This is a genomic window from Gemmatimonadota bacterium, assembly GCA_026706345.1.
GTDB lineage: Bacteria > JAAXHH01 > JAAXHH01 > JAAXHH01 > JAAXHH01 > JAAXHH01.
In genome coordinates, this window is the sequence record JAPOYX010000081.1 from 39,718 (window position 1) to 64,905 (window position 25,188).

General features: G+C 61.5%; 26 protein-coding genes. 4 read left to right on the forward strand and 22 right to left on the reverse strand.

Annotation, left to right across the window (positions count from 1 at the left end):
• Positions 1-119 precede the first annotated feature (119 nt).
• From OXG98_06465 to OXG98_06560, 20 genes are all read right to left on the reverse strand, one after another.
• Positions 120-1,106, reverse strand: coding sequence for a radical SAM protein (locus OXG98_06465; GenBank protein MCY3771645.1), 987 nt, complete (start codon positions 1,104-1,106; stop codon positions 120-122).
• A 6-nt stretch (positions 1,107-1,112) separates the two neighbouring features.
• The gene (locus OXG98_06470) at positions 1,113-1,988 is read right to left on the reverse strand and encodes a glycosyltransferase family 2 protein (GenBank protein ID MCY3771646.1); all 876 of its coding nucleotides are present in this window, start codon (positions 1,986-1,988) and stop codon (positions 1,113-1,115) included.
• A gap of 7 nt (positions 1,989-1,995) precedes the next feature.
• Complete coding sequence (locus OXG98_06475; protein ID MCY3771647.1) at positions 1,996-2,883, reverse strand: polyprenyl synthetase family protein; 888 nt, start codon at positions 2,881-2,883, stop codon at positions 1,996-1,998.
• Between the two features lie 211 nt (positions 2,884-3,094).
• Positions 3,095-4,561, reverse strand: a complete 1,467-nt coding sequence (locus OXG98_06480) for an NADH-quinone oxidoreductase subunit N (GenBank protein MCY3771648.1) — start codon at positions 4,559-4,561, stop codon at positions 3,095-3,097.
• Entirely contained in the window at positions 4,558-6,162 is a 1,605-nt protein-coding gene (locus OXG98_06485; protein MCY3771649.1) for an NADH-quinone oxidoreductase subunit M, read from the reverse strand. The genes OXG98_06480 and OXG98_06485 overlap by 4 nt, the downstream gene beginning before the upstream one ends.
• 24 nt (positions 6,163-6,186) lie before the next feature.
• Positions 6,187-8,112, reverse strand: a complete 1,926-nt coding sequence (gene nuoL, locus OXG98_06490) for an NADH-quinone oxidoreductase subunit L (GenBank protein ID MCY3771650.1) — start codon at positions 8,110-8,112, stop codon at positions 6,187-6,189.
• A gap of 55 nt (positions 8,113-8,167) precedes the next feature.
• Positions 8,168-8,470, reverse strand: coding sequence for an NADH-quinone oxidoreductase subunit NuoK (gene nuoK / locus OXG98_06495; GenBank protein MCY3771651.1), 303 nt, complete (start codon positions 8,468-8,470; stop codon positions 8,168-8,170).
• A 29-nt stretch (positions 8,471-8,499) separates the two neighbouring features.
• Positions 8,500-9,015: an NADH-quinone oxidoreductase subunit J gene (locus OXG98_06500; protein ID MCY3771652.1), complete on the reverse strand. Its 516-nt coding sequence runs from the start codon at positions 9,013-9,015 to the stop codon at positions 8,500-8,502.
• Positions 9,016-9,045: 30 nt separating this feature from the next.
• Complete coding sequence (locus OXG98_06505) at positions 9,046-9,615, reverse strand: NADH-quinone oxidoreductase subunit I (GenBank protein MCY3771653.1); 570 nt, start codon at positions 9,613-9,615, stop codon at positions 9,046-9,048.
• Between the two features lie 16 nt (positions 9,616-9,631).
• Positions 9,632-10,684, reverse strand: a complete 1,053-nt coding sequence (gene nuoH, locus OXG98_06510; protein MCY3771654.1) for an NADH-quinone oxidoreductase subunit NuoH — start codon at positions 10,682-10,684, stop codon at positions 9,632-9,634.
• A gap of 10 nt (positions 10,685-10,694) precedes the next feature.
• Positions 10,695-12,305 carry a molybdopterin-dependent oxidoreductase gene (locus OXG98_06515; GenBank protein MCY3771655.1) on the reverse strand — a complete coding sequence of 537 codons (1,611 nt, stop codon included), beginning with the start codon at positions 12,303-12,305 and terminating at the stop codon, positions 10,695-10,697.
• A gap of 7 nt (positions 12,306-12,312) precedes the next feature.
• Complete coding sequence (gene nuoF, locus OXG98_06520; protein ID MCY3771656.1) at positions 12,313-13,689, reverse strand: NADH-quinone oxidoreductase subunit NuoF; 1,377 nt, start codon at positions 13,687-13,689, stop codon at positions 12,313-12,315.
• Between the two features lie 4 nt (positions 13,690-13,693).
• Positions 13,694-14,185: an NAD(P)H-dependent oxidoreductase subunit E gene (locus tag OXG98_06525; GenBank protein MCY3771657.1), complete on the reverse strand. Its 492-nt coding sequence runs from the start codon at positions 14,183-14,185 to the stop codon at positions 13,694-13,696.
• 1 nt (position 14,186) lies between these two features.
• A complete protein-coding gene (gene nuoD, locus OXG98_06530; GenBank protein MCY3771658.1) occupies positions 14,187-15,464 on the reverse strand; it encodes an NADH dehydrogenase (quinone) subunit D in 1,278 nt (425 codons plus the stop codon).
• A 72-nt stretch (positions 15,465-15,536) separates the two neighbouring features.
• Positions 15,537-16,073 (reverse strand): NADH-quinone oxidoreductase subunit C, encoded by a 537-nt coding sequence (locus OXG98_06535; GenBank protein ID MCY3771659.1) that lies wholly within the window; start codon positions 16,071-16,073, stop codon positions 15,537-15,539.
• A 13-nt stretch (positions 16,074-16,086) separates the two neighbouring features.
• A complete protein-coding gene (locus OXG98_06540) occupies positions 16,087-16,728 on the reverse strand; it encodes an orotate phosphoribosyltransferase (GenBank protein MCY3771660.1) in 642 nt (213 codons plus the stop codon).
• A complete protein-coding gene (locus OXG98_06545; GenBank protein MCY3771661.1) occupies positions 16,728-17,198 on the reverse strand; it encodes an NADH-quinone oxidoreductase subunit B in 471 nt (156 codons plus the stop codon). The genes OXG98_06540 and OXG98_06545 overlap by 1 nt, the downstream gene beginning before the upstream one ends.
• The gene (locus tag OXG98_06550; protein MCY3771662.1) at positions 17,189-17,539 is read right to left on the reverse strand and encodes an NADH-quinone oxidoreductase subunit A; all 351 of its coding nucleotides are present in this window, start codon (positions 17,537-17,539) and stop codon (positions 17,189-17,191) included. The genes OXG98_06545 and OXG98_06550 overlap by 10 nt, the downstream gene beginning before the upstream one ends.
• Positions 17,540-17,757: 218 nt before the next feature.
• Positions 17,758-18,135 (reverse strand): type II toxin-antitoxin system VapC family toxin, encoded by a 378-nt coding sequence (locus OXG98_06555; GenBank protein ID MCY3771663.1) that lies wholly within the window; start codon positions 18,133-18,135, stop codon positions 17,758-17,760.
• The gene (locus OXG98_06560; protein MCY3771664.1) at positions 18,125-18,370 is read right to left on the reverse strand and encodes a type II toxin-antitoxin system Phd/YefM family antitoxin; all 246 of its coding nucleotides are present in this window, start codon (positions 18,368-18,370) and stop codon (positions 18,125-18,127) included. Before OXG98_06560 ends, OXG98_06555 begins: the two co-directional genes overlap by 11 nt.
• A gap of 293 nt (positions 18,371-18,663) precedes the next feature.
• Between OXG98_06560 and mtnP the strand changes: the two genes are divergently transcribed.
• Positions 18,664-19,527, forward strand: coding sequence for an S-methyl-5'-thioadenosine phosphorylase (gene mtnP, locus OXG98_06565; protein ID MCY3771665.1), 864 nt, complete (start codon positions 18,664-18,666; stop codon positions 19,525-19,527).
• 49 nt (positions 19,528-19,576) lie between these two features.
• Here the strand turns inward: mtnP and OXG98_06570 are convergent, their stop codons facing one another.
• Positions 19,577-20,356: a phytanoyl-CoA dioxygenase family protein gene (locus OXG98_06570; GenBank protein ID MCY3771666.1), complete on the reverse strand. Its 780-nt coding sequence runs from the start codon at positions 20,354-20,356 to the stop codon at positions 19,577-19,579.
• Between the two features lie 83 nt (positions 20,357-20,439).
• Here OXG98_06570 and OXG98_06575 point away from each other — a divergent pair, with 83 nt between their 5' ends.
• Both OXG98_06575 and OXG98_06580 read left to right on the forward strand, forming a co-directional pair.
• Positions 20,440-22,056, forward strand: coding sequence for a M1 family metallopeptidase (locus tag OXG98_06575; GenBank protein ID MCY3771667.1), 1,617 nt, complete (start codon positions 20,440-20,442; stop codon positions 22,054-22,056).
• 256 nt (positions 22,057-22,312) lie between these two features.
• Positions 22,313-22,513, forward strand: coding sequence for a cold shock domain-containing protein (locus tag OXG98_06580; GenBank protein MCY3771668.1), 201 nt, complete (start codon positions 22,313-22,315; stop codon positions 22,511-22,513).
• 148 nt (positions 22,514-22,661) lie between these two features.
• On the opposite strand, the gene OXG98_06585 is transcribed toward OXG98_06580, so the two are convergent.
• Positions 22,662-23,612 carry a hypothetical protein gene (locus tag OXG98_06585; protein ID MCY3771669.1) on the reverse strand — a complete coding sequence of 317 codons (951 nt, stop codon included), beginning with the start codon at positions 23,610-23,612 and terminating at the stop codon, positions 22,662-22,664.
• 539 nt (positions 23,613-24,151) lie between these two features.
• Between OXG98_06585 and OXG98_06590 the strand changes: the two genes are divergently transcribed.
• Positions 24,152-25,188, forward strand: a 1,037-nt coding sequence (locus OXG98_06590; GenBank protein MCY3771670.1) for a TonB-dependent receptor plug domain-containing protein, incomplete at its 3' end; no start/stop codon positions are given.

The window sequence follows — 25,188 nt, forward strand, 5'->3', positions numbered from 1 at the left end:
GCACCCGGGCGGCCCATGCGGCCGGTGCGGCCCGGCAGGTCCACTGGATCCATGCGGCCCACGCAGACCATGCGGTCCAAGCGGTCCAGGCGGACCGGCAGATTGCGGGTCTGCTGGCATCACTTCCACACCTGGTGCCAGGCGCATTCCGTCTGAAAGATGTAGTTGTTGCACTGGCTGCAGATTTCGAGCTCGTCGTACCGGTTCTCGATCATCTTCTGGCGGATTTCCTGGATCGGAGCGCCGTTCCAGACTTCCCTGATCGATTGCTTCGAGACGTCGCCCACCTCTACCTTGAAGTCGAAATCGAGACAGCAGATGGACACGCGGCCGTCGTTGGCGATGACGAATTCCTCCCAGGGATGCTTGCAGGGAAAGGTGAAACCGCCCGTGGCCGATGCCGCGGCCTGGTCGCCCACGTTCTTGTCTTCCACGCTGCCCGTCCAGGTGGTATAGCTCTGCACCACTACGTTGTCGGCGATGGGCGTCCACAGGTCCCGGAACGCATCGATCTCGTGCTGGGTCTCGGCCATGTTGATGATGGTCACCGTGATTTCCGGCGTCTTGCTGCGGACGGACCGTTTCAGTTCCATCAGGTACCGCGCGTTCTCCACCACCTGTTCGTAATCGAGCCCGACGCGCACCGCTTCAAAGGTCTCCGCCGTCGCCCCGTCGATGTCGATGTTGATCTTGTCCAGCCCGCAGTCGATGAGCTCCTGCGCCTTCTGTGGCGTGATCAGGGAACCGTTGGTACTCACGCTGACCGGCACGCGGGGCAGTTTTCGTTTCGTATACGCGATCATCTCGACGAGCTGCCTGTTGATAAAGGACTCCCCGAACATGAAGGGCTGTATGAGCCGGATGTACCGGGCGTTTTCGGCACATTCGTCGATGATCTTGCGGTACAGGTCCATGGACATGTTGCCCTTCTTGCGGCTCAATAGTTCACGCGGGCACATGATGCAGTCGGCGTTGCAGAAACTCGACCCCTCGATGCTGATCACTTCCGGGAACCTCAGTTTCCGCGCTACAATGGAATCCCGAAGGACCCGCTGAAGCGGTTCGTATCGCGATGCGGTTTTATAAAGCGTGTCTTTCAGGCTCATCCGGTATCAACCATCCTTCCAGTTGAATTCTTCGTCACCGTCCCTTATCAGCCGGTTGTAGCCCGGCTGCCGCGTCCTTACCTCTTCGGTACGTATGGGCGGGAACATCCGGCTGCCCCGCTCCCTGTACATCCGGTACTCCCAGGTTTTCGCGTATCCGGACATGACCGACACCGAGGAAAGCAGGCAGAGCAGAAGCCCCTGCATCCCATCGAGATAGCCCCTTTTCACCACGTACATCTTCCAGAACGCGCCCAGGGGGGCTAGGGCGATGTGCACCCAGGTTATGCTGCGGTCCGGATGCGCCTTCAGCCGGTTTCTCACCTCGATCGACGTATACTCGTTCAGCTTCTCGATATACTGGTACAGACTGGTATAGGCATCGTGTATCAGGGGTGAATCAAGACCGCCGGTCGGTCCGTCCACGACAAAGGTCTCGTGTACCTGGGTCCTGGTGACGCTTGTTTTCGTCCGGCGGAACAACCTCAGCGGCCGGTCGTCTCCCCATCCCGCCGCGTGCCGGATGTGACGGGAGAGGAAGTAGTTCTCCCGCGGAACATGATAGCCGTCGCAGGGCGCTGGCGACGCGAGAAGACCCTGGATCTCCGACGCCAGGGATTCGCTGAGCCACTCGTCCGCGTCCAGATTCAACACCCATTCGGAAACCGCCCGGTCCAGCGCCTGCTGTTTCTGCTGCCCGCTGCCGTGCCGGTCTTCGTGAAACAGCCGGACCTTTTCGTGGCGGTTGCAGATCTCGACCGTCCGATCAGTGCTTCCGCAATCCACCACCACGATTTCATCGGCCCAGGAAACACTTCGCAAACAGGTATCGATATGCGGTTCTTCGTTATAAGTAATGACGATTACGGATATGGAATCCATACACGCGTCATCGATCCCGTTCAATGGCGTAATCAACCATGTTCAACAGCGCATGTTTCGCCGGGCTCTCCGGTTCGTCGACGAGGATCGCCTTGGCCTCTTCGGCGTATTCCAGCGCCTTGCTCCTCGCGTAGCGGATGCCGTCGTGCACATGCACGAAGTCGACGATTTCATCGCAGACCCCTTCGCTCCACTCGGCTTCAAGCAACTGCTCCACGCGCCTGCTTCCGTCGGTCGAAGCGTTCCCCAGGGCATGGATGAGCGGCAGGGTAACCGTGCCCTCCCGAAAATCGTTCCCCCTCGGTTTGCCGATGACGTCTTCGTCTCCCGTGAAATTCAGGATGTCGTCGGTAATCTGGAAAGCCATGCCGAGCTTCTCGCCGAAGGCGCCGAACCGGCAGGCCGTTTCGGTCGAACGGCTCGTAAGAAAGGCCCCGGAGTCGCAGCCGCACGCGATGAGTGAAGACGTCTTGTTGCTAATGATGCGATAGTACTCGGTCTCCGAAGTCTTGATGTTGAACCGGCGTATGGCCTGGTGCAATTCGCCCTCGGTAAGCCGTTCGACGCATTCCGCGATTTTCGACGTGATCCTCGAACAGTCCAGCTTCGCGATCAGCGTCAACACCCTGGCGATGACGTTGTCGCCCATGAGCACCGAGACGTGATTGTCCCAGATGGAATTCAGCGTGGGCAATCCGCGACGGGTCGTAGCCCGGTCCACCACGTCATCGTGTATCAGCGTCGCGGTATGGCAAAGTTCGATAATGAACGCCGCCAGCATGGTCTCTCTGCACGGCGAGCCGTATGCCGAAGCGGACAGGAAAACCAGTGCGGGTCTCAGCCGCTTGCCCTTGGTACGAACCAGGTGGGACCAGATCTGGTTGATGACTTCCACGTCGGACTGGGATATCTCCCTGATCTTGCATTCAAACTCGTCGAGATGCCCCTGTACCGGCGCGCTGATGGTCCTGAAGTCTATGAATACCCCCGATTGGCTACACGGTACGGCCCGCTGGAATACATGAATATATGGCGCAAAACCGCCTGAAAGTCAACCCAATTCGCCGGTTTGGGCGCAGGGGCGGGGGGTGGCGGAAAGGAAGGGGTTACGGCAGCGTCACGACCGCCCGTTCGGCCAGTTGCAGCAATTCCGAGGGGAAAACGCCCATGGCCAGAATGGCCAGGGCGGAGAGACAGAGCGCGGTCATGCCGCTGAAGGACAGACGCCCGACCGCCTCGGCGGGCGCTCCAGCCGCGGGCCGCATGTACATCCAGACCACGACACGGAGGTAATAGTATAGCGATACGCCGCTGAACAGCAGGCCGATCACCGCCAGCGCGATATATCCCCCGGTCACCACCGCGCTGAAGAGGTAGAACTTTGCCATGAACCCGGCCGTGGGCGGTATGCCGGCCAGGGAGAACATGACCACGGCCATGACCGCGGCGAGGAGGGGATGGCGGCTGCCCAGGCCGGCCAGGTCATCCAGTGTCGCGCATTCAGCTCCGCGGGCCGAGAGCACGGCCAGCACGCCGAAGGCGCCCAGATTCATCGCCGTGTATACGATCAGGTAGAAGATGATGCTCGCGCTTCCGTCCTGGCTGTTCGACACGAACGGCAGCAGCATATAGCCGGCGTGGGCGATGCTCGAATAGGCCAGCAGCCGTTTCAGGTTGGTCTGTACCAGCGCCACGATGTTGCCGACGGCAATCGTGAGGACGGCCAGCACCGAAATCAGCGGGATCCACTCCATCTGAAGCCCGGGGAAGACCGTCACGAGCAGCCGTATCAACACTACGAAGGCGGCGGCCTTGGAGCCGGTGGACAGAAAGGCGGCGACGGGGGTCGGAGCGCCTTGGTACACGTCCGGGGTCCAAGCGTGGAACGGGACCATGGAGATCTTGAATCCGATGCCGACCAGGAGCAGGCCCAGTCCGCCGAGCAGCAGGAGATTCACGGCGTCGCTTCGCTCCCCGGCCAGGGTACGCGCTATGGCGCCGTACCCGGTGCTGCCGCTGGCGCCGTAGAGCAGGGCCATGCCGTATAGAATGAACCCGCTGGCGAAGGCGCCCAGCAGGAAGTACTTCAACGCGCCTTCGTTCGAACCCGCGTCCCGCTGTTCGAAGCCGATCAGCACGTAGAGCGAGATGGAGAGCACTTCCAGGCCCAGGAAGAAGGAGAAGAGGTCGGTACTCGCCGCCATCATGCTCATGCCCGATACGGCGTAGATCAGCAGCGCGTAGTACTCCCCGCGGTCGATCGAACGGGCTTCGGCATAGGAGATGGAAATCAGTACGGTCAGCACGGCGCCGGCGATGAACACCAGGGTGGCCACCAGGCTGAAGTCGTCCATCACCATCATGGGCGACGTGTCCGAGAAGGCGACGGGGCCCTGTCCCAGCTGGTTCACGGCAACCACGCCGGAGACCGCCAGGAGCAGCAGGCTCAGGTAGGGGATGCCCTTGCGAAACCGCTCGAACAGGCCGATGATCAGGACCACGGTCGCGGCGGACACGAGGAAGATCTGCGGCATCACGGCGTAGAGATTGATCGCGGGCAGTACCGTATTCATGGCGTATCCTGGCCGGTTTCACGGGTCGCGTCCAGGCCGTCCAGGCTGGCCGGCAGCGACGCCGATTCGATGGGTAACCGGGTTGTTCCGTCCGGCGGCAACGCCGATTCGATGGATGTCCGGGGCATGCCGGCAGGCGGCGTCTCGGCCAGCCGGTGGGTCTGGACCAGCAGTTTCTGCACCGAGGCCTCCATGGTCCGCAGGAATGGATTGGGATACACCCCGATCCAGACGATGAAGAGCGTCATGCAGGCCAGCACGGCCGACTCCCGAAACGACAGGTCCTTGATTCCCCGATTCTCTTCCCTGGTCAACGGACCGAAGACGACCTTCCTGTACATCCTGAGCATGTAGGCGGCCGCCAGGATGATTCCGGTGGCGGCGACTACCGCGATCACCACGTGTTTCTGAAACACGCCGACCAGAATGAGGAATTCCCCGACGAAATTGCTCAGGCCCGGCAGGCCGACGGAGGCCAGGGTGAATACAAGCAGGAACGCGGAGAAAACCGGTATCGTATGCCACAGCCCGCCGTACGATTCCATGTCCCAGGAATCCCGGCGCTGCGCGAGCATCATGGCCGCCAGGAAAAGTCCGCCCGTGGAGAGCGCCAGGCTGACGATGTGAACGACCGCGCCCTGGATGCCGTGCTGGTTCAGGGCGAAAACGCCCAGCACCACAAACCCCGCGTGACTGATCGTCGAATAGGCGATCAGCCTCCGGATATCCGACTGTGCCAGGGCGATCAGGGCGCCGTAGACGATTCCGGCCGCGGCCACCGCGCACATCAGGGGCGCCAGCTCGGCCAGGGCATCGGGAAACAGGGGAAGGGTCAGGCGAATGAACCCGTAGGCCGCCATCTTGACGAGTACCACGGCAAGGACGATAGCATCGGGCAACCACGTATGAAAGGGCACCATGGGCACCTTCACCGCGAAGGCGGCGATGAAGGCGAGGGCGAGCCAGAACTGAACTTCCGGAGGGATGGCAAGCTGGTACAGCGCGGCCATCTCGAAGGTGAGAACCCCATGGGCCTGGTGATAGAGAAAGGCCAGCGTGATGACCGCGGCCAGCATCAGCAGGCTGCCGAACACGGCGAACAGGAAGAACTTCAGGGCCGCCCGGGCGCTGTTTTCGTAACCCCAGATGCCGATCAGAAAGTACATGGGGATCAGCATGCCTTCCCAGAAGAGGAAGAACAGGAACAGGTCGAGGGAGAAGAACACGCCCATCAGCGTGGTTTCCATCAGCAGCATGAAGACCTGGTAGGCCCGCACCCGCTCGCTTACGATCGTCCAGGTACCGAGCAGCGCCAGGGGCCACATGAGTGCGGTGATCCCGGCGAGGAGGATGCTGATGCCGTCCGCCCCGACGTGATAGGACACGCCAAGGGACTCGATCCAGGGTATGCGCTCCACGAACTGCGGATCGCCCACGTGGGACTTGAATGCGCCGAAACAGGCCGCAAATAGGACGAGCACCAGGGCGGAGACGCCGAACCCCACCCACCTGGCGGCCGTGTCTCCTTTGACGACGAGGAGGAGCACCGCGCCGAGTACGGGCAGCCAGATGATGAGGGAAAGCAGGGGCAGATCGGTCATGAAGAGCACCTTCTAATCCTTCGGCTACGGTCCCAGGTAACCGGTGAGGTAGGCGAATACCACCAGTGCGCCGACGAGCATGATCAGCGCGTAGTTCTGTACGACACCCGTTTGCGTGTACCGGATCACGCTGCCCACGCCGCGCACCGTGAGGGCGGCCAGGGTCAGCCCTCCGTCGATGATCGCGGTATCCACGATACGCCAGAATCCCCAGGCGATCTTCCTGAGCGGCCCGACGATCAGGGCATCATAAATCTCGTCGACGTAGAACTTCCTCAGCGAAAGCGTGTACAGCGCACGAGGAACCAGGCGGTCGAAAACCGTGTTGCCGCGGATGTACACGGCATAAGCGCCCCAGATGCCGGCCGCGGCCAGAAGCAGGGTCAGGACCATCAGGGCCATCTCGACGCTCGAGGACGGAACCGGCACTTCCGTCAGTCCGGAAAACACGGGGGCCAGAAACTCGCCGAAACGGTCCATGCCGGACGCGAACACGTGGGGAATGCCGATGAATCCGCCCACGGTGGACAGCATGGCCAGCAGGACCAGCGGTATGGTCATGACCCGGGACGATTCGTGCACCTTCTCCGTTTCCTGCGCGTTCAGCCGGGTTTTGCCGCCGAAGGTCATGAAGAGCAGCCGGAACATGTAGAAGGAGGTCATCACCGCGGTGATCAACCCCACAAACCACAGTACGGGGGCGTTGACGAAGGCGCCCAGGAGGATCAGGTCCTTGCTGAAGAAACCCGCGAAAGGCGCGATCCCCGCGATGGCAAGGGTGGCCAGCAGCATGGATTTGTAGGTCACCGGCATGAGGCCGCTGAGGCCGCCCATGTTGCGCAGGTCCTGTGGATCCTTGCCGTCTTCCAGGGCGTGTTCCAGGACGTGAATGACGCTGCCCGCGCCCATGAACAGCAGGGCCTTGAAGAACGCGTGAGTGACCAGATGGAAGATGCCCGCGGTGAAATATCCGACGCCGCAGGCCAGAAACATGTACCCCAGCTGGCTCACGGTGGAATAGGCCAGGACGCGCTTGATATCGAACTGGGTCAGGGCGATGTACGCGGCGAATACGGCCGTGACCGCGCCGATGACGGCCACGACGGTCATGACCGTGGCGGACTGCACGAAGAGCGCGTGACAGCGGGCCACCATGTACACGCCCGCGGTCACCATGGTGGCCGCGTGGATCAGCGCGCTGACCGGCGTGGGGCCTTCCATGGCGTCGGGCAGCCAGACGTGGAGGGGCACCTGGGCGGACTTGCCCATGGCCCCGATGAAGAGCAGCAGGGTGATCGCCGTGACGACCGGCGCGAGTACGGCCGGGTCCGTCGCGAACACGTCGGCGTAGGTGAGCGATCCGGCGAACAGGAATATCATGAGCAGGCCGAGGATGAAGGCGAAATCGCCGACGCGGTTCACCACGAAGGCCTTCATGCCCGCGTTCGCCGCGGACTGCCGTTCGCACCAGAATCCGATCAGCAGATAGGAACAGAGTCCGACTCCTTCCCAGCCGACGAACATCAGCAGGAAGTTGTTGCCCATCACGAGGATGAGCATGGCGAACATGAACAGGTTCAGGTAGGAGAAATACCGGACGCAGCAGGTATCCTTGCCCATGTATCCGATGGAATAGACGTGGATCAGCAGTCCGACGCCCGTCACGACCAGCATCATGACCGTCGACAGCGGATCGATCAGGAAGGCCACGTCCACCGCGAAGGTTCCCGCCGTAATCCACGAATAGACGACCACGTCGATGCTGCGCTCCCCCGCCGGCATCCCGATGAGCCGGAAGAAGACGCCCAACGCGAGCAGGAAGGATACCGCAACCGCGGCGCAGGCGATCATCCCGGAGACCCTGGGGTTCCGGTTGCAGAACACGTTGATGAAGGCACCCAGCAGGGGCAGGAGCGGAATCAACCAGACGTAGCTGAAGGATTCTGTCATGTCGTTCTCAAAGAAGCCGGACAGGCCGGACAGGCCGATCAGGCCGGACAGCGAACTACCAGCGCAGGGACCGGACCTCGTCAATGTTGACCGTTCCGCGATTGCGGAACAGCAGGATCACCAGGGCGAGGCCGATCGCCACCTCGGCGGCCGCCACCGTAATCACCAGGAACACGTAGATGTGACCGTCGGCCATGCCGAACTGCCGGGCGAAGGCCACGAAGGACAGATTCGCCCCGTTGAGCATCAATTCTATGCTCATGAGCACGATAATGGCGTTTCGCCGGACCAGCACGCCGGTCGCGCCCACCAGGAAGAGCACCGCGCTCAGAATCAGATAGTAGGAAATCGGGATCATGAATTGATCGGTTCCATCACAGCCAGCGTTTATTCGCCCACGGAAACCGTGCCCTTGCGGGTCAGCACCACCGCCCCCACGATGGCGATCAGCAGGAGGACGGCCGCAATCTCCACGGGCAGCAGGTACTTCGTGAAAAGCAAAGACCCGATCTGTTCCACTTCGCCGTATCCGGCCTGGCCCCCGTCCGCCGGCGAAGCCGTTCCGCCGCCCGCGTAAGACATCACCATGGCCGCCACGGGAAGGAACAGGAGCGCGGCCAGGATGACGGCCAGCGGTTTCTGGATCCGGAACGTCCCGCCTTCCTCGCGACTCAGGTTCAGCAGCATGATGACGAAGAGGAACAGGACCATGATGGCGCCGGCGTACACGACGATCTGGATGATCGCGACGAACTGGGCATCCAGCATCAGGTACAGGCCGGCAATGGAGATCATGACCATGATGAGCAACAGCACGCAGTAGATCGGGTTGCGCTGCAGGATCATCGCCACGCTGCTCACCACGGCTACGATGGCGAAAAAAAGGAAGAAGTAGAGTTCCATAGTATTCGTCGGGGCACGGACCCCGGCCTTTCAGTGGCCGCCCGGTCCCCCGGGACTGGAAAGCTGATCTCCCCTGGGGCGTGTAAAGGGCTTCCGGTTTTTTCGAAGGACCTGGCCCAGCGTGCCTTCCTGGTCCCGTGTGTCATCATAGTTTTTCAGCAAGCGCTCACGGTCCCAGATCATCTCTTCCCGCGTCGTGGCCACGAGATCGATGTCGTCCGTCATGTCGATGGCGTCCTCGGGACAGGCCTCTACGCACATGCCGCAGAATATGCACCGGAGCATGTCGATCTGGAAGGTGCGGGGAATCTTCTCCCGGTCGCTCCACTCGGTTTCCATGCCTTCTATGGTGATGCAGTCGGCGGGACAGGCCACGGCGCACATTTCGCACGCCACGCACTTGATCCGGTCCTGGTCGTCCTTGTTGAGCCGATGGGCGCCGCGGTAGCCGGGCGGCAGGATCTTCTGCACCTCCGGGTACTGCATCGTAATCTTCTTCCTGAAGAGGTGCGCGAGGGTCAGGAGCATGCCCTTGATCACCGCCGGCAGGTACAGCCTTTCCGACAGGGTCATCTTGCGCGCTTCAACGACGATTGCCATGGATCACACTCCCGTATCAGACCAGCATCCAGATACCGGTGATTACGACGTTCAACAGGGCCAGCGGCAGCAGCACCTTCCATCCGATCGCCATCAGCTGGTCGTACCGGAACCGGGGCAGCGACCACCTCACCCAGATATAGACAAAAAGGAAGAAACCCGTCTTGAGCAGGAATCCCGCCACCTGGTACAGCGTCACCAGGCCAGACCCGACCTGGTCCTCGAAGGGCATGTGCCATCCGCCGAAGAAGAGGGTCGCCATCAGGGCGGAGGCCGCGATCATGCTGGCGTATTCCGAGATCATGAACATGGAGAAACGCATGCTGCTGTATTCCGTGTGGTAGCCGCCGACGAGTTCCTGCTCGCATTCGACCAGGTCGAAAGGCAGGCGGTTGTTTTCGGCGAAGGCCGCGATAACGAAGATCACGAAGGCCAGCGGCTGGCGGAAGATGAACCAGTCGAGGAACCCGTCCTGCGCCGCGACGATCTGGCTCATCTGCAGCGATCCCGTGAGCATGAGGATGCCGACGATCGACAGGCCCAGCGAGAGCTCGTAGCTGATCATCTGCGCCGACGACCGTATCCCGCCCAGCAGGGTGAACTTGTTGTTGGCGCTCCACCCGCCCAGGGCGATCCCGTACACGGCTATGGAGGTCATGCCCAGGACATACAGGATCCCGACGTTCAGATCGATGATCTGCAGCGTGGTCGTGGTTTCCTGGATCTGCAGGCCGAAGAGATCGAAAGCCGGAATGGTCACTTCGCCGCCCGCGGGAATCACCGCGAAGATCAGCAGGGCGGGAACGAGGATAAGGGCCGGAGCGATGGCGAAGAGGATACGATCGGCGTTTGCCGGTATGAACTCTTCCTTCCACATGAACTTGATGCCGTCGGCCAGCGGCTGCAGCAGACCCATGGGACCGACGCGATTGGGGCCGAGCCGGTCCTGGATCAGGGCACTCACCCGGCGTTCCATGAAGGTGAGGTAGGCAACGGTTGTGAACACCACCACCAGCAGAATGCCGATTTTGACCAGGGCGATGGCACCTTCCAGGATTATGGGGTCCACGACCAATCCACTAACCTCCCGCTGCCTCGGACGGTTCTTCGCCGCCCTTCATGGCGCCCTGATCGCCGATCAGGTCATAGGTGAGTCCCGTGTATCCTTCCACGCGGCCGGCGATTTCCTCCAGGATTTCTGCGGGCTCCGTCCCACCCAGGTCGGCTCCCATGCGCTGTCCCACATACCTGAGTATCGCGCCGTCCTCGCGCGCGCCGCCGGGCGGTGGAAAGGTGGGGTTCAGCCGCTGCACGCGGCCCTTCGCATTGGTCATGGTACCGTTCTTCTCGAAGGGAGTCGTCCCGGGGAAGACCACGTCGGCCAGGTCGGCGAGGTCGGAGCGATGCATGTCGTGCACCACCAGAAATTCGAGCTTGCGGAAGGCCTCCGCCACCTCCGGCGACAGGGTCTGGCCGATATCTCCGCCCAGCACGTAGAGCCCCTGTATTGTCCCGTCGCCGATACCCTGCAGGAGGTCGTCCAGCGAGTCGGCGCCCAGCATGTCACTCGCGCCCCGGGTGTTGGGCGTCCTGTCCGCGTCGATGTGGAATCCGCTTTTCGACGTCCACGCTTCTCCATCGGGCTTGCGGGCGAGGCCGGTCCGAGGCGATCCGAAGGCCTCTGCGCCCAGTTTGCACAGCAGGTAGTTCTCCTCGTTGGTCGCCATGGACGATCCGACCACCCCCATGGCGGAATCCCCTTCACCGTCCAGGACGGCCCGGATGCCGCTGATGGCCGCGTCCATGGCATCGGGCCACGTGGCCTGCACGAGTTCACCGTCCACCCGCATCAGCGGCGCCGTCAGCCGGTCCGCGTCCTGCCAGCCGTGGTAGCAGAACCGCCCTTCGTCGCACATCCAGTACCCGTTTACCGCCTCGTTGTGCCGGGGCTTGGTACGGTAGATCTTCTGGTGCAGGACTTCCAGCGTGGTGTTGCACCCCGTGGCGCATCCCGGGCACACGGTGTCCACCTTTTCATAATGCCAGATGCGGGGCTTGTAGAGGAAATCCTTGGTGACCAGGGCGCCCACGGGACAGATGTCCGCCACGTTCGCTGACATCTTGTTGTCCAGGGGAAGGCCTTCGAAGGTCGCGATCTCGGACTTGCTTCCCATCTGGACGACGCCCAGTTCCGACGTTCCCGAGATCTCGTCGCAGAAACGGGTGCAGCGCTGGCACAGGATGCAGCGCGTCGTGTACAGCGTGATGTGCGGACCGAGGTCCTTCTTCGGCGGGACGCGCTTGGTCTCGACGAACCGGCTGTGGCCGCGGCCGTGGTCGAAGGAATGGTCCTGCAGCTTGCACTCCCCAGCCTGGTCGCACCAGGGGCAGTCCAGGGGGTGGTTGATGAGCAGGAACTCCATGATTCCCTTGCGGTTGTCCAGTACCGCCGGGGAATTGAACCGGAAGTTCATCCCGTCCTTGATCCGTATCGTGCACGAGGTGACGATGCCGAACTGTCCGGGCCGGATCTCCATCTCGGTGAGGCACATCCGGCAGTTTCCGTCCGGCGCCAGGCCCGGGTGATAGCAGAAATGGGGGATGTCGATGCCCAGGTCCGCCGCGGCGTCGATCAGGTTGCGCCCCTCTTCCACGGTGTACTGCTGTTCGTCTATGGTAATGGTCGCCATGAGGATCTCATCCAGCCGCGTCGGCTTCATCTGTCTTTAGACGGAAATTGCCGGGCAAGGGAGGTATGTGTTCATACTGGCCGGGCCGCAGGTACGATTCCTCCACGGGCAGGACGACCAGTTCTTTCCGTTCGATGCAGGCCCTGAATTCGGGCCAGTACTTGACGAGTATCGTGCGTACAGGCCAGACGCCCGGCGCCTGTCCGAATACGCAGACGGTGTGGCCGTGTATCTGCTTGCAGATATCGAGCAGCAGGTCCAGGTCCTCTTCGCGGCCCTGTCCGTTGCGGATCCGCCGCAGGATGTCGTTCATCCAGGGCACCCCTTCGCGGCAGGGCGTGCATTGGCCGCAGGACTCGTGGGCGGCGAAGGACGACGCGTTGAGCAGGGCGTCCACCATGCTGGTGGTCTCGTCCATCACGATGATGCCGCCGGTGCCGCCCATGGACCCCAGCTTGCCCAGGGCGCCGAATCCCATGGGCGTGTCGATTTCCTCCGGCGTCAGGATCGGCGCCGAGATACCGCCCGGAATGACGCCTTTCAGCCGGTTGTCGTCCCGGATGCCGCCGGCCGCGTCGTAGATCAGTTCCCGCAGCGTGACATCGGAATCGTACTCGTAGATACCGGGGTTCTTCACGTGGCCGCACAGGCCGAAGAGCCGCGGCCCGGTGGTATCCTCCTCCGTGCCGATGGCCTTGTAGGCCTCCGCGCCCATTTCGACGATGGTCGTGATCTGGGCCATGGTTTCTACGTTGTTGACGATCGTGGGCTGGCCCCAGAGACCGATGGCGGCGGGGAAATACGGCGGCTTCAGCCGGGGGTAGGGGCGGTTGCCCTCGAGGGATTCGATCAGTCCCGTCTCTTCGCCGCAGATGTAGGCTCCGGCTCCGGGATGGACGTAAAGTTCCAGGTCGAAGCCCGTATCGAGTATGTTGGCACCGAGAAAGCCGTTCTTGCGGGCGTCCTCGAGGGCGGCTTCCATCTGGTCGATGATCTGGAAGAACTCGCCCCGGATATAGACGTAGCCCAGGTTGATCCCCAGGGCGTAGCTGGTGATGATCATGCCTTCGATGATCTGGTGGGGCTTCGATTCCAGCAAGAGCCGGTCCTTGAAGCTGCCCGGTTCGCTTTCGTCGGCGTTGGCGCACAGGTAGCGGGGATAGCGATCGGCGCACAGGTTCCATTTCATCCCCGTCGAGAACCCGGCCCCGCCGCGGCCCTTGATGCCCGAGGCGTTGATCTCCTCGATCAACTCGGCCTGGCTCATGGCCGTGAGCGCCTTCCGTACCACGCCGTAACCGCCGCCGGCCATGTAGGCGTCGATGTCGCCGGGGTCGGCGCCCGCCGGGATCGGTGCCGTCAGGATTTCGAGCTTTGCGGCCATTACGCTATCTCTCTCCCAGACCTTCGAGTATCTCGTCGACCTTATCCGTGGTGAGATGGGTGTGCAGACGGCGGTTGACCAGGAGCACCGGGCCCCGGTCGCAGGCCGCGAGGCACTCCGACTTCCGCAGGGTGAATCGGCCATCCGCCGTGGTTTCCCCGAGCCCGACGCCGAGCTTTTCCGACAGGTGATCGAAAATGCCCGCGCAGCCGGTCAGCGCGCAGGGAAGCGTGTGGCAGACCGCCAGGATGTGCTCGCCCACGGGTTCCTTGTTGAACATGGGATAGAACGTCGCGATCTCCGCGACCTTGACGGGCGAGCAGCCGATCAGCCTTGCCACGCAGGCCATGGCCTCGGGCGAGATGTATCCCCACTCTTCCTGCGCGAGATGCAGGAGCGGCACGACGGCCGATTTCCTGTATTCTTCGGGGTATCGGCCCAGGATCTTCTCGGCGCGCTCCCGTGCCGCGTCCGTAAACTCAAGCGGTGTCGCCAATCTAGCGGTCCAGTTCTCCGGCGATGACGTTCAGGCTGCCCAGTACCGCCACCACGTCCGATAGCATATGCCCCCTGATCAACATGGGGAACATCGAAAAGTTCACGAACGACGGCGGACGCACCCGGATCCGGTAGGGTTCCCGGCTGCCGTCGCTGACGATGAAAAACCCGAGTTCTCCGTTCGGCGCCTCGGTGGCGGCGTATACCTCGCCCACCGGCGGCGTCGGCCCGTGTCCTTCCATGGTCATCTTGAAATGGTAGATCAGCGATTCCATGGATTCGTACACTTCCGATTTCTCGGGCAATACGGCGTGCTCCTCCTCGGCGTTCACGGATCCCGCAGGCAGGTCCTCCACGGCCTGACGGATGATCTTCGCACTCTGCCTGATCTCCTCCATCCGCACGAGATAGCGGTCGTACACGTCCCCGTTGCGGCCGATGGGGAGGTCGAAATCGTAGGCTTCGTACCCGAGGTACGGCTCGTTCTTCCGGATGTCCCATTCGACGCCGGACGCCCTGAGCACCGGTCCCGTGGCGCCCCAGGCCACGGCGTCTTCCGGGGAAAGGACGCCCACGCCTTCGGTCCGGTCGCGCCAGATGCGGTTGTGCGTCAGGAGCCGGTCGATTTCCGCGGTGGCCCGCAGGGTTTCGTCCACGGACTCCCGCGCCATTTCCGCGAAGTTTTCGGGTACGTCACGCAGGAGCCCGCCCACGCGCGTATAGCTGGTGGTGAGCCGGGTGCCGCATACCGCTTCGAACAGGTCGTACAGCACTTCCCGCGCCCGGAATCCGTAAAGGAAGGCGGTGAAAGCCCCGATATCGAGAGCGGCCGTACCGACGCAAAGCAGGTGGTCGGCGAGGCGGGAAAGTTCGGCCAGGGCGACCCTTACCACACGACAGCGCGGCGTGATTTCGATGTTCATCAGCTTCTCGACCGCGTGGGTGTATCCGATGTTGTTGCAGAGGGGGGACAGGTAATTCATCCGGTCGGTCAGGGTCACGAACTGGTTGTAGCTCCGGTACTCGCCCAGTTTCTCAAAGCCGGTGTGCAGGTAGCCCAGGTGCGGCGTGGCGCCCGCGACTTTTTCCCCGTCCAGTTCAAGCACCATGTGCAGCGTCCCGTGGGTCGCCGGGTGCTGGGGACCGAAATTGAGGATCATGTGCTCGGAGGGCATGTCGGGCGTGCGCTCGAAGGTCACCCGTTCGTTCCGGATTTCCTCGAGGTCCGCCTCGGAGAGCTTGTCGATCGGCGTGGCATTCACGGTACGTGCTTCCAATGACCGGTCCGTCCGATCCGCCCGGGATGGGCGGTCCAGGCAGTCCGGCATAACCGGGGTAAACAGTGAGCGCTAGAAAACGAAGTTGTCTCTCTCCCCCCTGCCATGGAGGGGATAGTCCTTCCGCAAGGGATAGGAACCGAAATCATCGGGCATCAGGATTCGGCGCAGGTCGGGATGGCCTTCGAAGACGATCCCATACATATCGTACGCCTCCCGCTCCAGCCAGTTGGCGCCCGGCCAGACGGATACCACCGACTGGATCCGGGGATCCGCTTCCGGCACGGGAACGCTGACGCTGAAACGGCGGTTATGTTTGTAGGAATAGAGCTGGTAAACCACGGCGAACCGGATGGCCTCGTCGAGCCGCAGACGGTCCACGACGGTCACGTCGACGAGATAATCGAAGGATAGTTCCGGATCGTCTCTCAGGAAGATCATGAACGGAAGAAGCGTATCCCGCTCCGCGACGACGCTTTCGCAACCCACCGCGTTGCCGCTGCGGACCGACGCGTCGCCGAACCGGGCCCGGATGCGCATCGCGACTGCGCCCGGGTCTGATTCGGGCCGGCCAACGCCTTCGGTCTGGAGTTCCTCCTGGTTATCCACGTTCGTCCCCTTTTTATTCGAACCCCATCTTGCTGCCCCAGCCCCGCGGATCCGCCTGCCAGTCCATGGCGATATTCCGGTCGTCGTCCGAAAGCTCGCCCCGTTCGCTCATCACGTCCAGAATGGTCACGAAGTCCGCCATGCTCCATTTCGGCAGACCCGCGTTCTGAAATCCCTCCGCGGCGGCGGGAAGGCCATACTCGAATATGGTGGCCACGCCGATCACTTCCACGTTGAATTTGACCGCGTCTTCGGCGGCCTTCAGGACGCCCCCGCCCGTAGTGACGAGGTCTTCGGTGAACAGCACCTTCTGGCCCGGAACCAGCGTGCCCTCGATCCGATGCTCCTTGCCGTACCCCTTCTGGCCCGAACGCGCGTAGACCATCGGCAGGTCCAGCCGGTCGGAAACCCAGGCCGCGAAGGGAATGGCGGCGGTGGCGGTTCCCGCGATGACATCCGGAGGCGTATCGAGCGCGTCGATGATCTCGAGAAAGGCGTCGATAACCACCTTGCGCTCTTCCAGGCAGGAAATGATCAGCCGGTTGTCGCAGTATATCGGCGAGATGATACCGGAACTATAATGGTAGGGCGCTTCGACGTTGATGGTGACGGCTTTGATCTCGAGCAAGAGCTCTGCGATGGCTTTTCTGTTCATTAGTTCGCTTTAGCCTGGGCGACTTTCTCCTGGATCTTCATCAACGCCTGGATGACGTTCTCGGGTCTGGGCGGACAGCCGGGTATATACACGTCCACCGGGATGTACTGGTCCACGCCCTGGACCAGCGTATAGGTATTGAACACGCCGCCGGAGGAGGCGCAGGCCCCCATGGAGATGACCCACTTGGGCTCTGGCATCTGGTCATAGATCTTCTTCAGCACGGGCATCATCTTGATGGATACCCGCCCTGAAACGATCAGCAGATCGGACTGGCGGGGGGAAAACCGGATGGCTTCGGCTCCGAAGCGGGCCAGGTCGAACCGGGAAGCCAGGGTCGCCATGAGCTCAATGGCGCAGCACGCGGTGCCGAAGGGCATGGGCCAGAGGGAGTTCTTACGGGCCCAGCCGACCATCTCGTCGACCTTGGTGGTCATGACGTTTTCCTGTAACTGGTCTTCTAATCCCATTCAAGGGCTCCCCGTTTCCATTCGTATAGGAATCCGATGACGAGCAGGAGGAAGAACACGCCCATGGCCGCGGCGCCGTATAACTGAAGATCGCTATAAACCACGGCCCATGGGTAGAGGTAAATGATCTCCACGTCGAAAAGGATGAAAAGTATGGCGATCAGGTAGAACTTGACGGAGAAGTTCTTTCGCGCGGAATCCTTGATCGGAACGCCGCATTCGTAAGACGCTAGCTTGGATGCACTGGTTTTTTTTCTGCCGATGAAAGAGGAAAGGGTAACGATTACGGCCGCCACGAGGAGGACGAGGACGACGAGCAGGATAAGGGGAAGGTAGGACATTGAACCGAATTACTGGATGTACGGAAAGATCGGTCGACGAAACGCAACTTCCTGGGTACATCTATCCTTGAACTCGCCGATCAAGATAAACCGCCGGGGGAAGTTGTCAAGGACTAATCGATTTTATCTTTGAGCGTCCCTTCAGGAGTCTCTAAGTCGTTGCTTCTCCGAGATACGCCATGCATGAGATGTCGGGAAATCGGCCATCGCGAACGTGGTCAGGAACGGAAGATCTTCAGATTGAGATCGTTGATTTCCCGATAATGTTTTCTATTGGCCGCGCAGAGGGTCAAATGATGTTCGACTGCGGTTGCCGCAATCAGGGCGTCGGCCAGGTACAGCGCCGTCTTGAGCGTGTATTCTTCCATATAGACGGACGCTCTGTGTCCGATGTTTTCTGTGAGAGGCAGAGTCTGAAAGGCGAGATCATTGAGGAGATTCTTTATTTTCTTCATTTCCTGCCGATTTCTGACACCCTGGATGAACTCCGTGTAGGTAACCATTGATATCCGGCGGTCATCAGCAGCTTCGACAAGTTGCGCGGCCCCTTCGTGTCCCCTGAAAACCCAAATCAACACATCGGTATCAAAAATCATCCAGGCGGCCTTTTCTCAGATTGCGTACGTAAGTATCGACATCGGCTGTTTCTTTCCTGTCTCGCCACATCCCGAACGCCTCATGGTCTTTTACGGATTTGTCCGTTCGATGCCGGCTGGGAGAAAGAATGGCCTTTTCTTTGCCGCGATAAAAAATGGTAACCGATTCGTTACGGTCAAGCGCGAGCAGAACGTCTCTCATGCGTCGTCGCAGGTCAAGTATGGATGCTTTCATAACTCCTCCTTGAAGTGTACACTTGATATGATCAATTGTCGAAAAGACGTCAAGTTGCAAATCCACTTACCGACCTGTCACCGACCCGCGCCTGCATCCGTGGAACGAATATATGGAACAACCATCCGAAGATGTTCCTTGACGTCCCGCCAGACGCTTTCTCATCTTATCCTCACCGAAACGCCCGGAAGCGCTTGATCATCGAACCGCGCAGTCAGTTCTTAGTGGGCGAGACTCCGCGCGGGGCATAGCAGTAGAACGCATATGGATTACGGAAAGGAACGCGCGCTATAATGGCGGAAGCACAGATCGCGGTCATCGGCGGGACGGGGTTCTACGGGATGGAGGGCCTGACGGACGTTGAGGAAGTGCGGCCCGAAACCCCCTTCGGCGATCCGAGTGACGCCATCGTGACCGGCACCCTCGAGGGCCGGCGCGTGGCGTTTCTGGCCCGCCACGGCCGGGGCCACCGCGTCGCGCCGTCTGAAATCAACGTGCGGGCGAACATCTTCGCGCTGAAGACGCTGGGCGTCCGGTGGATTCTCTCGGTAAGCGCCGTGGGCAGCCTCCAGGAGAACATACGTCCGCGGGATTTCGTCATACCGGACCAGTTATACGACCATACCCGGCATCGCACGACGAGCTTTTTCGGAAGCGGCCTCGTGGTGCACGTGGGACTCGCCGAACCCTTCTGCGGACCGCTTCGCCGCTTGCTTGTCGGCGGCGCCGAATCGACGGGGCTGACGGTGCATGACGGCGGAACCTATCTCTGCATGGAAGGACCGCAGTTCTCTACCAGGGCGGAGTCGAACGTCTACCGGGGCTGGGGGTTTTCGGTCATCGGGATGACGGCGGCGCCGGAAGCCAAGCTCGCCCGGGAGGCGGAGATCTGCTACGCCGCCATCGCGTGTTCCACCGACTACGACTGCTGGCACGAGGAACACGCTTCCGTCACGGTCGATATGATCATCGAGAACCTGCACGCGAACGTGGAACAGGCGCGCCAGGTGGTCCGCCACGTCGTGCCGGCCATTCCGCTGGAAAGCACGTGCCGCTGTCACAACGCGCTGGCCAACGCCATCGTTTCCGACCGCGGCTCGGTGCCCGCCGCCACGCTGGAGAAGCTGAAGCCGATCGTGGGCCGGTATTTCGAGTAAAAACCAGGAAAGGTTAAACGCGCGGACGCCGGGCCAGTCCACTCGCATGTCAAGGTGTTAAAACGGCACGGACGCCGGGCCAGTCCACCCACATGTCGTCGCCGGGAGGCGCGTCCTCGTCCAGGTCCGCCCGCTTGTAGTCGTAAAGGACCGCCTGGCGGATCCGGCCCGTCCGGTTGTGACCGACGGAATGGCCCATGCGGTGGTGCCAGAACACGATATCGCCGGCCTTGCCGTGGCAGTCCATGTAGGGCATTTGGCTCACCTCGTCCTTGTGGGCCAGGTATTCGGCTGTCTTGTCGAAGACATAGCGCCGCGTGAAATCCCGGAAGAAAATCCGGTGACTGCCCGGCCATACGGTGAATCCGCCGCCGCCGGGCTCCACGTCGTCAATGTACCCCACGACGCCGAGATGAAAGGGATGGGCGTCCACGTGGCAACCCAAGGGACGGGGCGGCTTGGCGCCCTCGGGGAGGACGCAGTAAATGCCGCGGATCCGGTCCGGCTCGACCAGCTTGCCCTTCCCGAGCAACTGCTCCGCCATGCCCATCACGGAAGGATCGGTGGCGAGGAGGCGGACCATCCAGTCCTCTCCGCCCGGTTTCCGGTACTTCCACATGAAGTTGTGGCGATGGGAGGCGCTGTCGTCCACCGGTTCGGCGAAGGGTCCGATCCAGGTTTCCGGCTTGCCGCGCTCGAGGGGCGGCGGCAGGTTGCTCCACATGCGTTCCCTGCCCCGGGCCATCAGGTCGGGATCCAGCACGTTGCGCTTGACCAGGTAGCCTTCGCGGACGAAAAATCGGATGTCGTCGTCGTTAAGACGGACCATGTCCATCAACTCTGTCGGTTCGGATAGATGTGAACGGTGAATATATGGGACGGACCGCGGGACGTGTCAAGGAGGAACACAACGTGAAGAAATGGATCATCAGGTGGACTGTCGCGGCGGCGCTGCTCCTCTGGGGTCTCACGCCCGATGCCGGCGCGGCCAACGACGGATACCCCCGCCTGGAGGACGTGGATATACTCCACTACCGGATCCGCCTGGAGATCGGCGAAACAGGCAAGGCCATTCAGGGCGAGACCACGATCCTGGCGGAGATGCTGGCCGTCGGCCGGAACGTCCTGCCCCTCGACCTGGGCCCGCTCACCGTGGAGCGGGTTACGGTGGGCGGACAAAACGCGGCTTTTGCGCATCGCAACAACCGGTTGAGCATTACGCTGGGGAACGACATCGCAGAGGGTGACACGGTCGCGGTGATCGTGTCGTATCGCGGCGAACCCGTGGACGGGCTGTTCATACAGGCAAACAAGTTCGGCGACCGGTCGGTGTTCGCGGACAACTGGCCGAACCGGGCCCGGCACTGGTTCCCCGGGGTGGACCACCCCTATGACAAGGCCACGGTCGAGTTCATCGTCACCACCCCCGCTGCGTACGACGTCGTGGCCAACGGCCGAATGCTGGAGAGGACGGCCGTCTCGCCGGAACGCAAGCGGACGCACTGGAGAACCGACGCGCCCATACCCACGTACTGCATGGTGGTCGGAGCGGCGCGCTTTTCCATCGTCCGGCCGGGGTCCTGGCAGGGAATCCCTGTTTCGTACTACCTGTTTCCCGGTGACCGTGACGCGGGAACGGCGGACTTTTCCCGCTCCACGGACATGCTGGCCTTCTACACCGGCCTGATCGGACCCTATCCCTACGCGAAACTCGCGCTGGTGCAGTCTTCCACCCGGTTCGGCGGCATGGAGAACGCCAGCGCCATCTTCTTTTCGGAACGGAGCATAACGGGCACCAAACGGAACGAAGCCGTGGTCGCTCACGAGATCGCCCACCAGTGGTTCGGCGATTCGGTGACGGAATCCGACTGGCACCACCTGTGGCTCAGTGAAGGGTTCGCCACCTACTTCGGCGCCCTGTTTTTCGAAGAAGCCGACGGCGACGAACGGTTTCACGAAATGCTGGCCCGGAGCAGATCCCGGTATTTCGATGCGAACCGCCGCGCGCCGGCCCCCATCTTCAATCCGGGCATAACCGACCTGTTCGACCTGCTGAATGCATACAACTACAGCAAGGGCGGGCTGGTACTCCACATGCTCAGGGGCCTGATGGGCGACGAGGCCTTCTTCGCGGGCATACGGGATTTCTACGCCACATTCCGTGACCAGACCGTGCTGACCCGGGATTTCCAGTCCGTCATGGAAACCCGGCTTGGAGAAGATCTCGGGTGGTTCTTCGACCAGTGGATCTACCGTGCGGGTCATCCCGTGGTCGAGGCGGTCTGGTCCTGGGATGACCGGAACGGGGAGGTATCCGTGCGACTGAACCAGGCGCATCGGCAGGAGCCCTTCAGGCTGCCCGTAACCCTCGCCTTCGTGGCGGGAGACCGGCAGGATCGCAAACAAATCGAGCTTCTCGACCGTTCGCAAGAATTTCGCTTCAAACTGGACGCCGCGCCCGAGAATCTCCTGGTCGATCCCGATGGCTGGCTGCTGATGGAGGTGCAGGTAAAGCGTGAGGATGGATAAGGGGATAGACTGAGCCAGAGGGTGATGAATCTGTCGCCACGATAAGTGCGACAATAAAAAAGTGTTGACTTTTCCGGGAGTTATGATTTATTGACTATCAGGATTTGTCTCTGTCTCCTGCATGATCGTAAAACAACAGACGATGCGGCACGGATCAGAACTAACGGTCCTGCCGTTTTTCTATATGCGGGTTGAAAGTCGAACAGAGACTTCGTTGTAGATGTATCTATACATGCCTGAAAGGTGGTGAGCAATATTGGCAGTCGGTAAAGTAAAGTGGTTCAACGACCACAAGGGCTACGGTTTTATCGAGCACGATGGTGGCGATGACGTATTCGTACACTACTCCGCGATCCAGGGAGAGGGTTTCAAGTCCCTGTCGGAAGGTGATGCGGTCGAGTTCGATATCACGGAAGGGCCCAAGGGATTTCAGGCCGCTAACGTCGTAAAGCAGTAAAGCGGTAACTATCCCCGACGAAACGACACGGGCGCCGGAGCAATCTGTTCCGGCGCCCGTTTTTTATTTGAGTCAGGCAATCTGCCGAAGCGATGGCCGGCCTTCACCTCGCCGGCCCAATCCAGTCAGACATAGAGTCAGTCCGCCTCTACTCTCCGATGTGATACCGCAATCCCAGCGTTAGGCCCCAGAAATGCGAAGGGCTCCCCTTGATCTCGTATTGAACGGGCATGTCGTAGCCGGTTCCCGAAGTCGGCCCCACGGTGGATTCGTGTCCCCGCAGCAACCTCCAGGGGTTTTCACCATCCAGGAACTCACCAACTCTTCCGTACCGCAGCTTCAGGCCAGCCGAAAATCGCTCGTCCATCGCGTAGTCCACGCCGGCGAGGAACTGGTAGCTGAAAATCCTGTCCGAGAGCTTGGCATCGGCGAGCGATGCCAGCCCGGCGGCGTGGCTATTGCGTCCCAGTTGCCGCATCCTCTCCCGGTCGTTGGTCCGGACGGAGACCGCCGAATAAAACAGCTTCTGACGTGCCAGCCCGGCGCCCACGCCCAGGTACGGGGTCGCGTTGGGTGAAAGCATGCCGCGGAAGTCATAGTAGAGATTCGCGAATAGATTATCCGTCCGGAAATCGCTGATCTTCTCGCTGCGTTCAACGAACTCGGCCTGTTTCGCGTCGCCCGGAATGACCAGCGGCAGGAACGCCCCGCTCTGGCCTCTGCGAAAAAACTCGACCTCGATACGCAGGGCCCTCAGGACATACCCGGCCTGGACACCGGCCAGGATACCCTCTCCCAGTTCGAATCCGTTGGGACTCCCCGGAAACAAGCGCGGCGAACACTCAGACAGCGGCAGGGGAACCCTGGTTCCATCGTTCAGCGTCTCTCCGGGAAGCCACTGATCGCAGTTGGTGGGTATGCTCCTGGTGTTTGTTCTCGTGGACTCGTACTCTCCGGGAAGGGATACCCCGGCCTGCATGCCGAAATAGAATCCCCGGCGGCTTTCGTCTTCCTGGTCCAGTGCGGCCGATTCCGGCGGGAAGGCCAGGAACGCCAGCATGCATATGCACAGGGCCGGTATGGCGCTGATTGTCTTCATGATCATCCATTCTCTTGGTCACGGGGTGGGTATGTTGTGTCGGAAAATACCGGTGCCGGCTTCTGACAACAAGCGGTTTCGAGGAGACAGCCCCGGTCATCAGGCTGCATGGCAAGGCCTTTCCCCATTCGGCGACGTTGGGCTTGACAGGACGTATCGATCCATCCAGATTTCCAGTCCGGTTCGATATTCAGATGTTCATGCCGAATGATTTCTGCTGGTATCGGCTCATCTACTATCCTATCCATCTACCCGGGGCGAAAACAATGCATACCGGCGTTTTGTTTCCTTTCCCTGAAACTACCTGGCAGCGTGCGGCGAACTCTGGCATTTCCACTGGACTGTGGGCGGTCCTGTGTCTGGTCTTTGTCTTCATCGCCGGTGTGACAGCCGCGCAGGATAACCGTCCGGCGCCTGGAAACCCGAGCGAGTCCCCCCGCGCCGGCGAGGCGGAAGAACCCGAGCAGTCCGGATCTTCCGGGCAATCCAAACGGCCTGGCCCGGAAAGCGCGAGCCCGCCTGGTGAACCCGCCATCGTGATGGAAGAAGTCGTGGTCACGGCGCGCAAAAGGGCGCAGCCCGCCTTCGAGGTCCCGCTGTCCCTGTCCACGATACAGGAGACGAAGTCCACCGCCCTTCGCGCTTCCGGCATGGACCTGCGGTTTCTTTCGAACCGGGTGCCCAGCCTGCAACTGGAGTCCTCCTACGGCCGCGTCTTTCCGCGTATCTACATACGGGGCCTCGGCAACACCGACTTCGACCTGAATGCCTCCCAGCCTGTTTCCGTGGTCTATGACGGCATCGTGCTGGAAAACGTCATGCTGAAGGGCTATCCCGCCTTCGACCTGGACCGGATTGAGGTGCTGCGCGGTCCCCAGGGCACGCTGTTCGGCCGGAACACGCCGGCTGGGATCGTCAAGCTGGAATCGGCGCGGCCGACCGGGGAACTCGAAGGTTTCGGCCGCCTGGGCTACGGCCGCTTCAACAGCACCGTTTTCGAAGGAGCGGTATCCGGGCCGCTCGGATCATCCGGGCTCTCGGCGCGCCTCTCGGTGCTGGTTCAGCGGCGGGACGACTGGGTGGAAAACGAATACGACGGACCGAATGAAGCCCTCGCCGGATACCGGGAACTGGCCGGTCGCCTCCAGGTGAGCTGGAAGCCCTCGGCGGATTTCGAAACGCTGGTCAAGATCCACGCCCGCGACCTGGACGGCTCCGCGCGGGCGTTCCGCGCCAACGCCATCGAGCCCGGCCAGGGCGGCCTGGTGAAAGGATTCTCCCGGGACCGTATCGCGATCGACGGACGCAACAGCCAGGAACTGAGCGCGCACGGCATGTCGGTCGAGTTGCGGTACCTGATGGGCGGGCTTCAACTCGTGTCCCTGACCGGCATGGAACGGCTTGAGAGCTTCTCCCGCGGCGATATCGACGGCGGCTTCGGCGCGGTATTCAGCCCACCCGGCGGGCCGGGCGATATCCCCTTCCCTTCCGAAACGGCTGGGGGCATCCCCTTTCTGCGTCAGATCAGCCAGGAAGTACGCCTGGTGAGCCAGGAACACCGGCCCCTGGACTACCA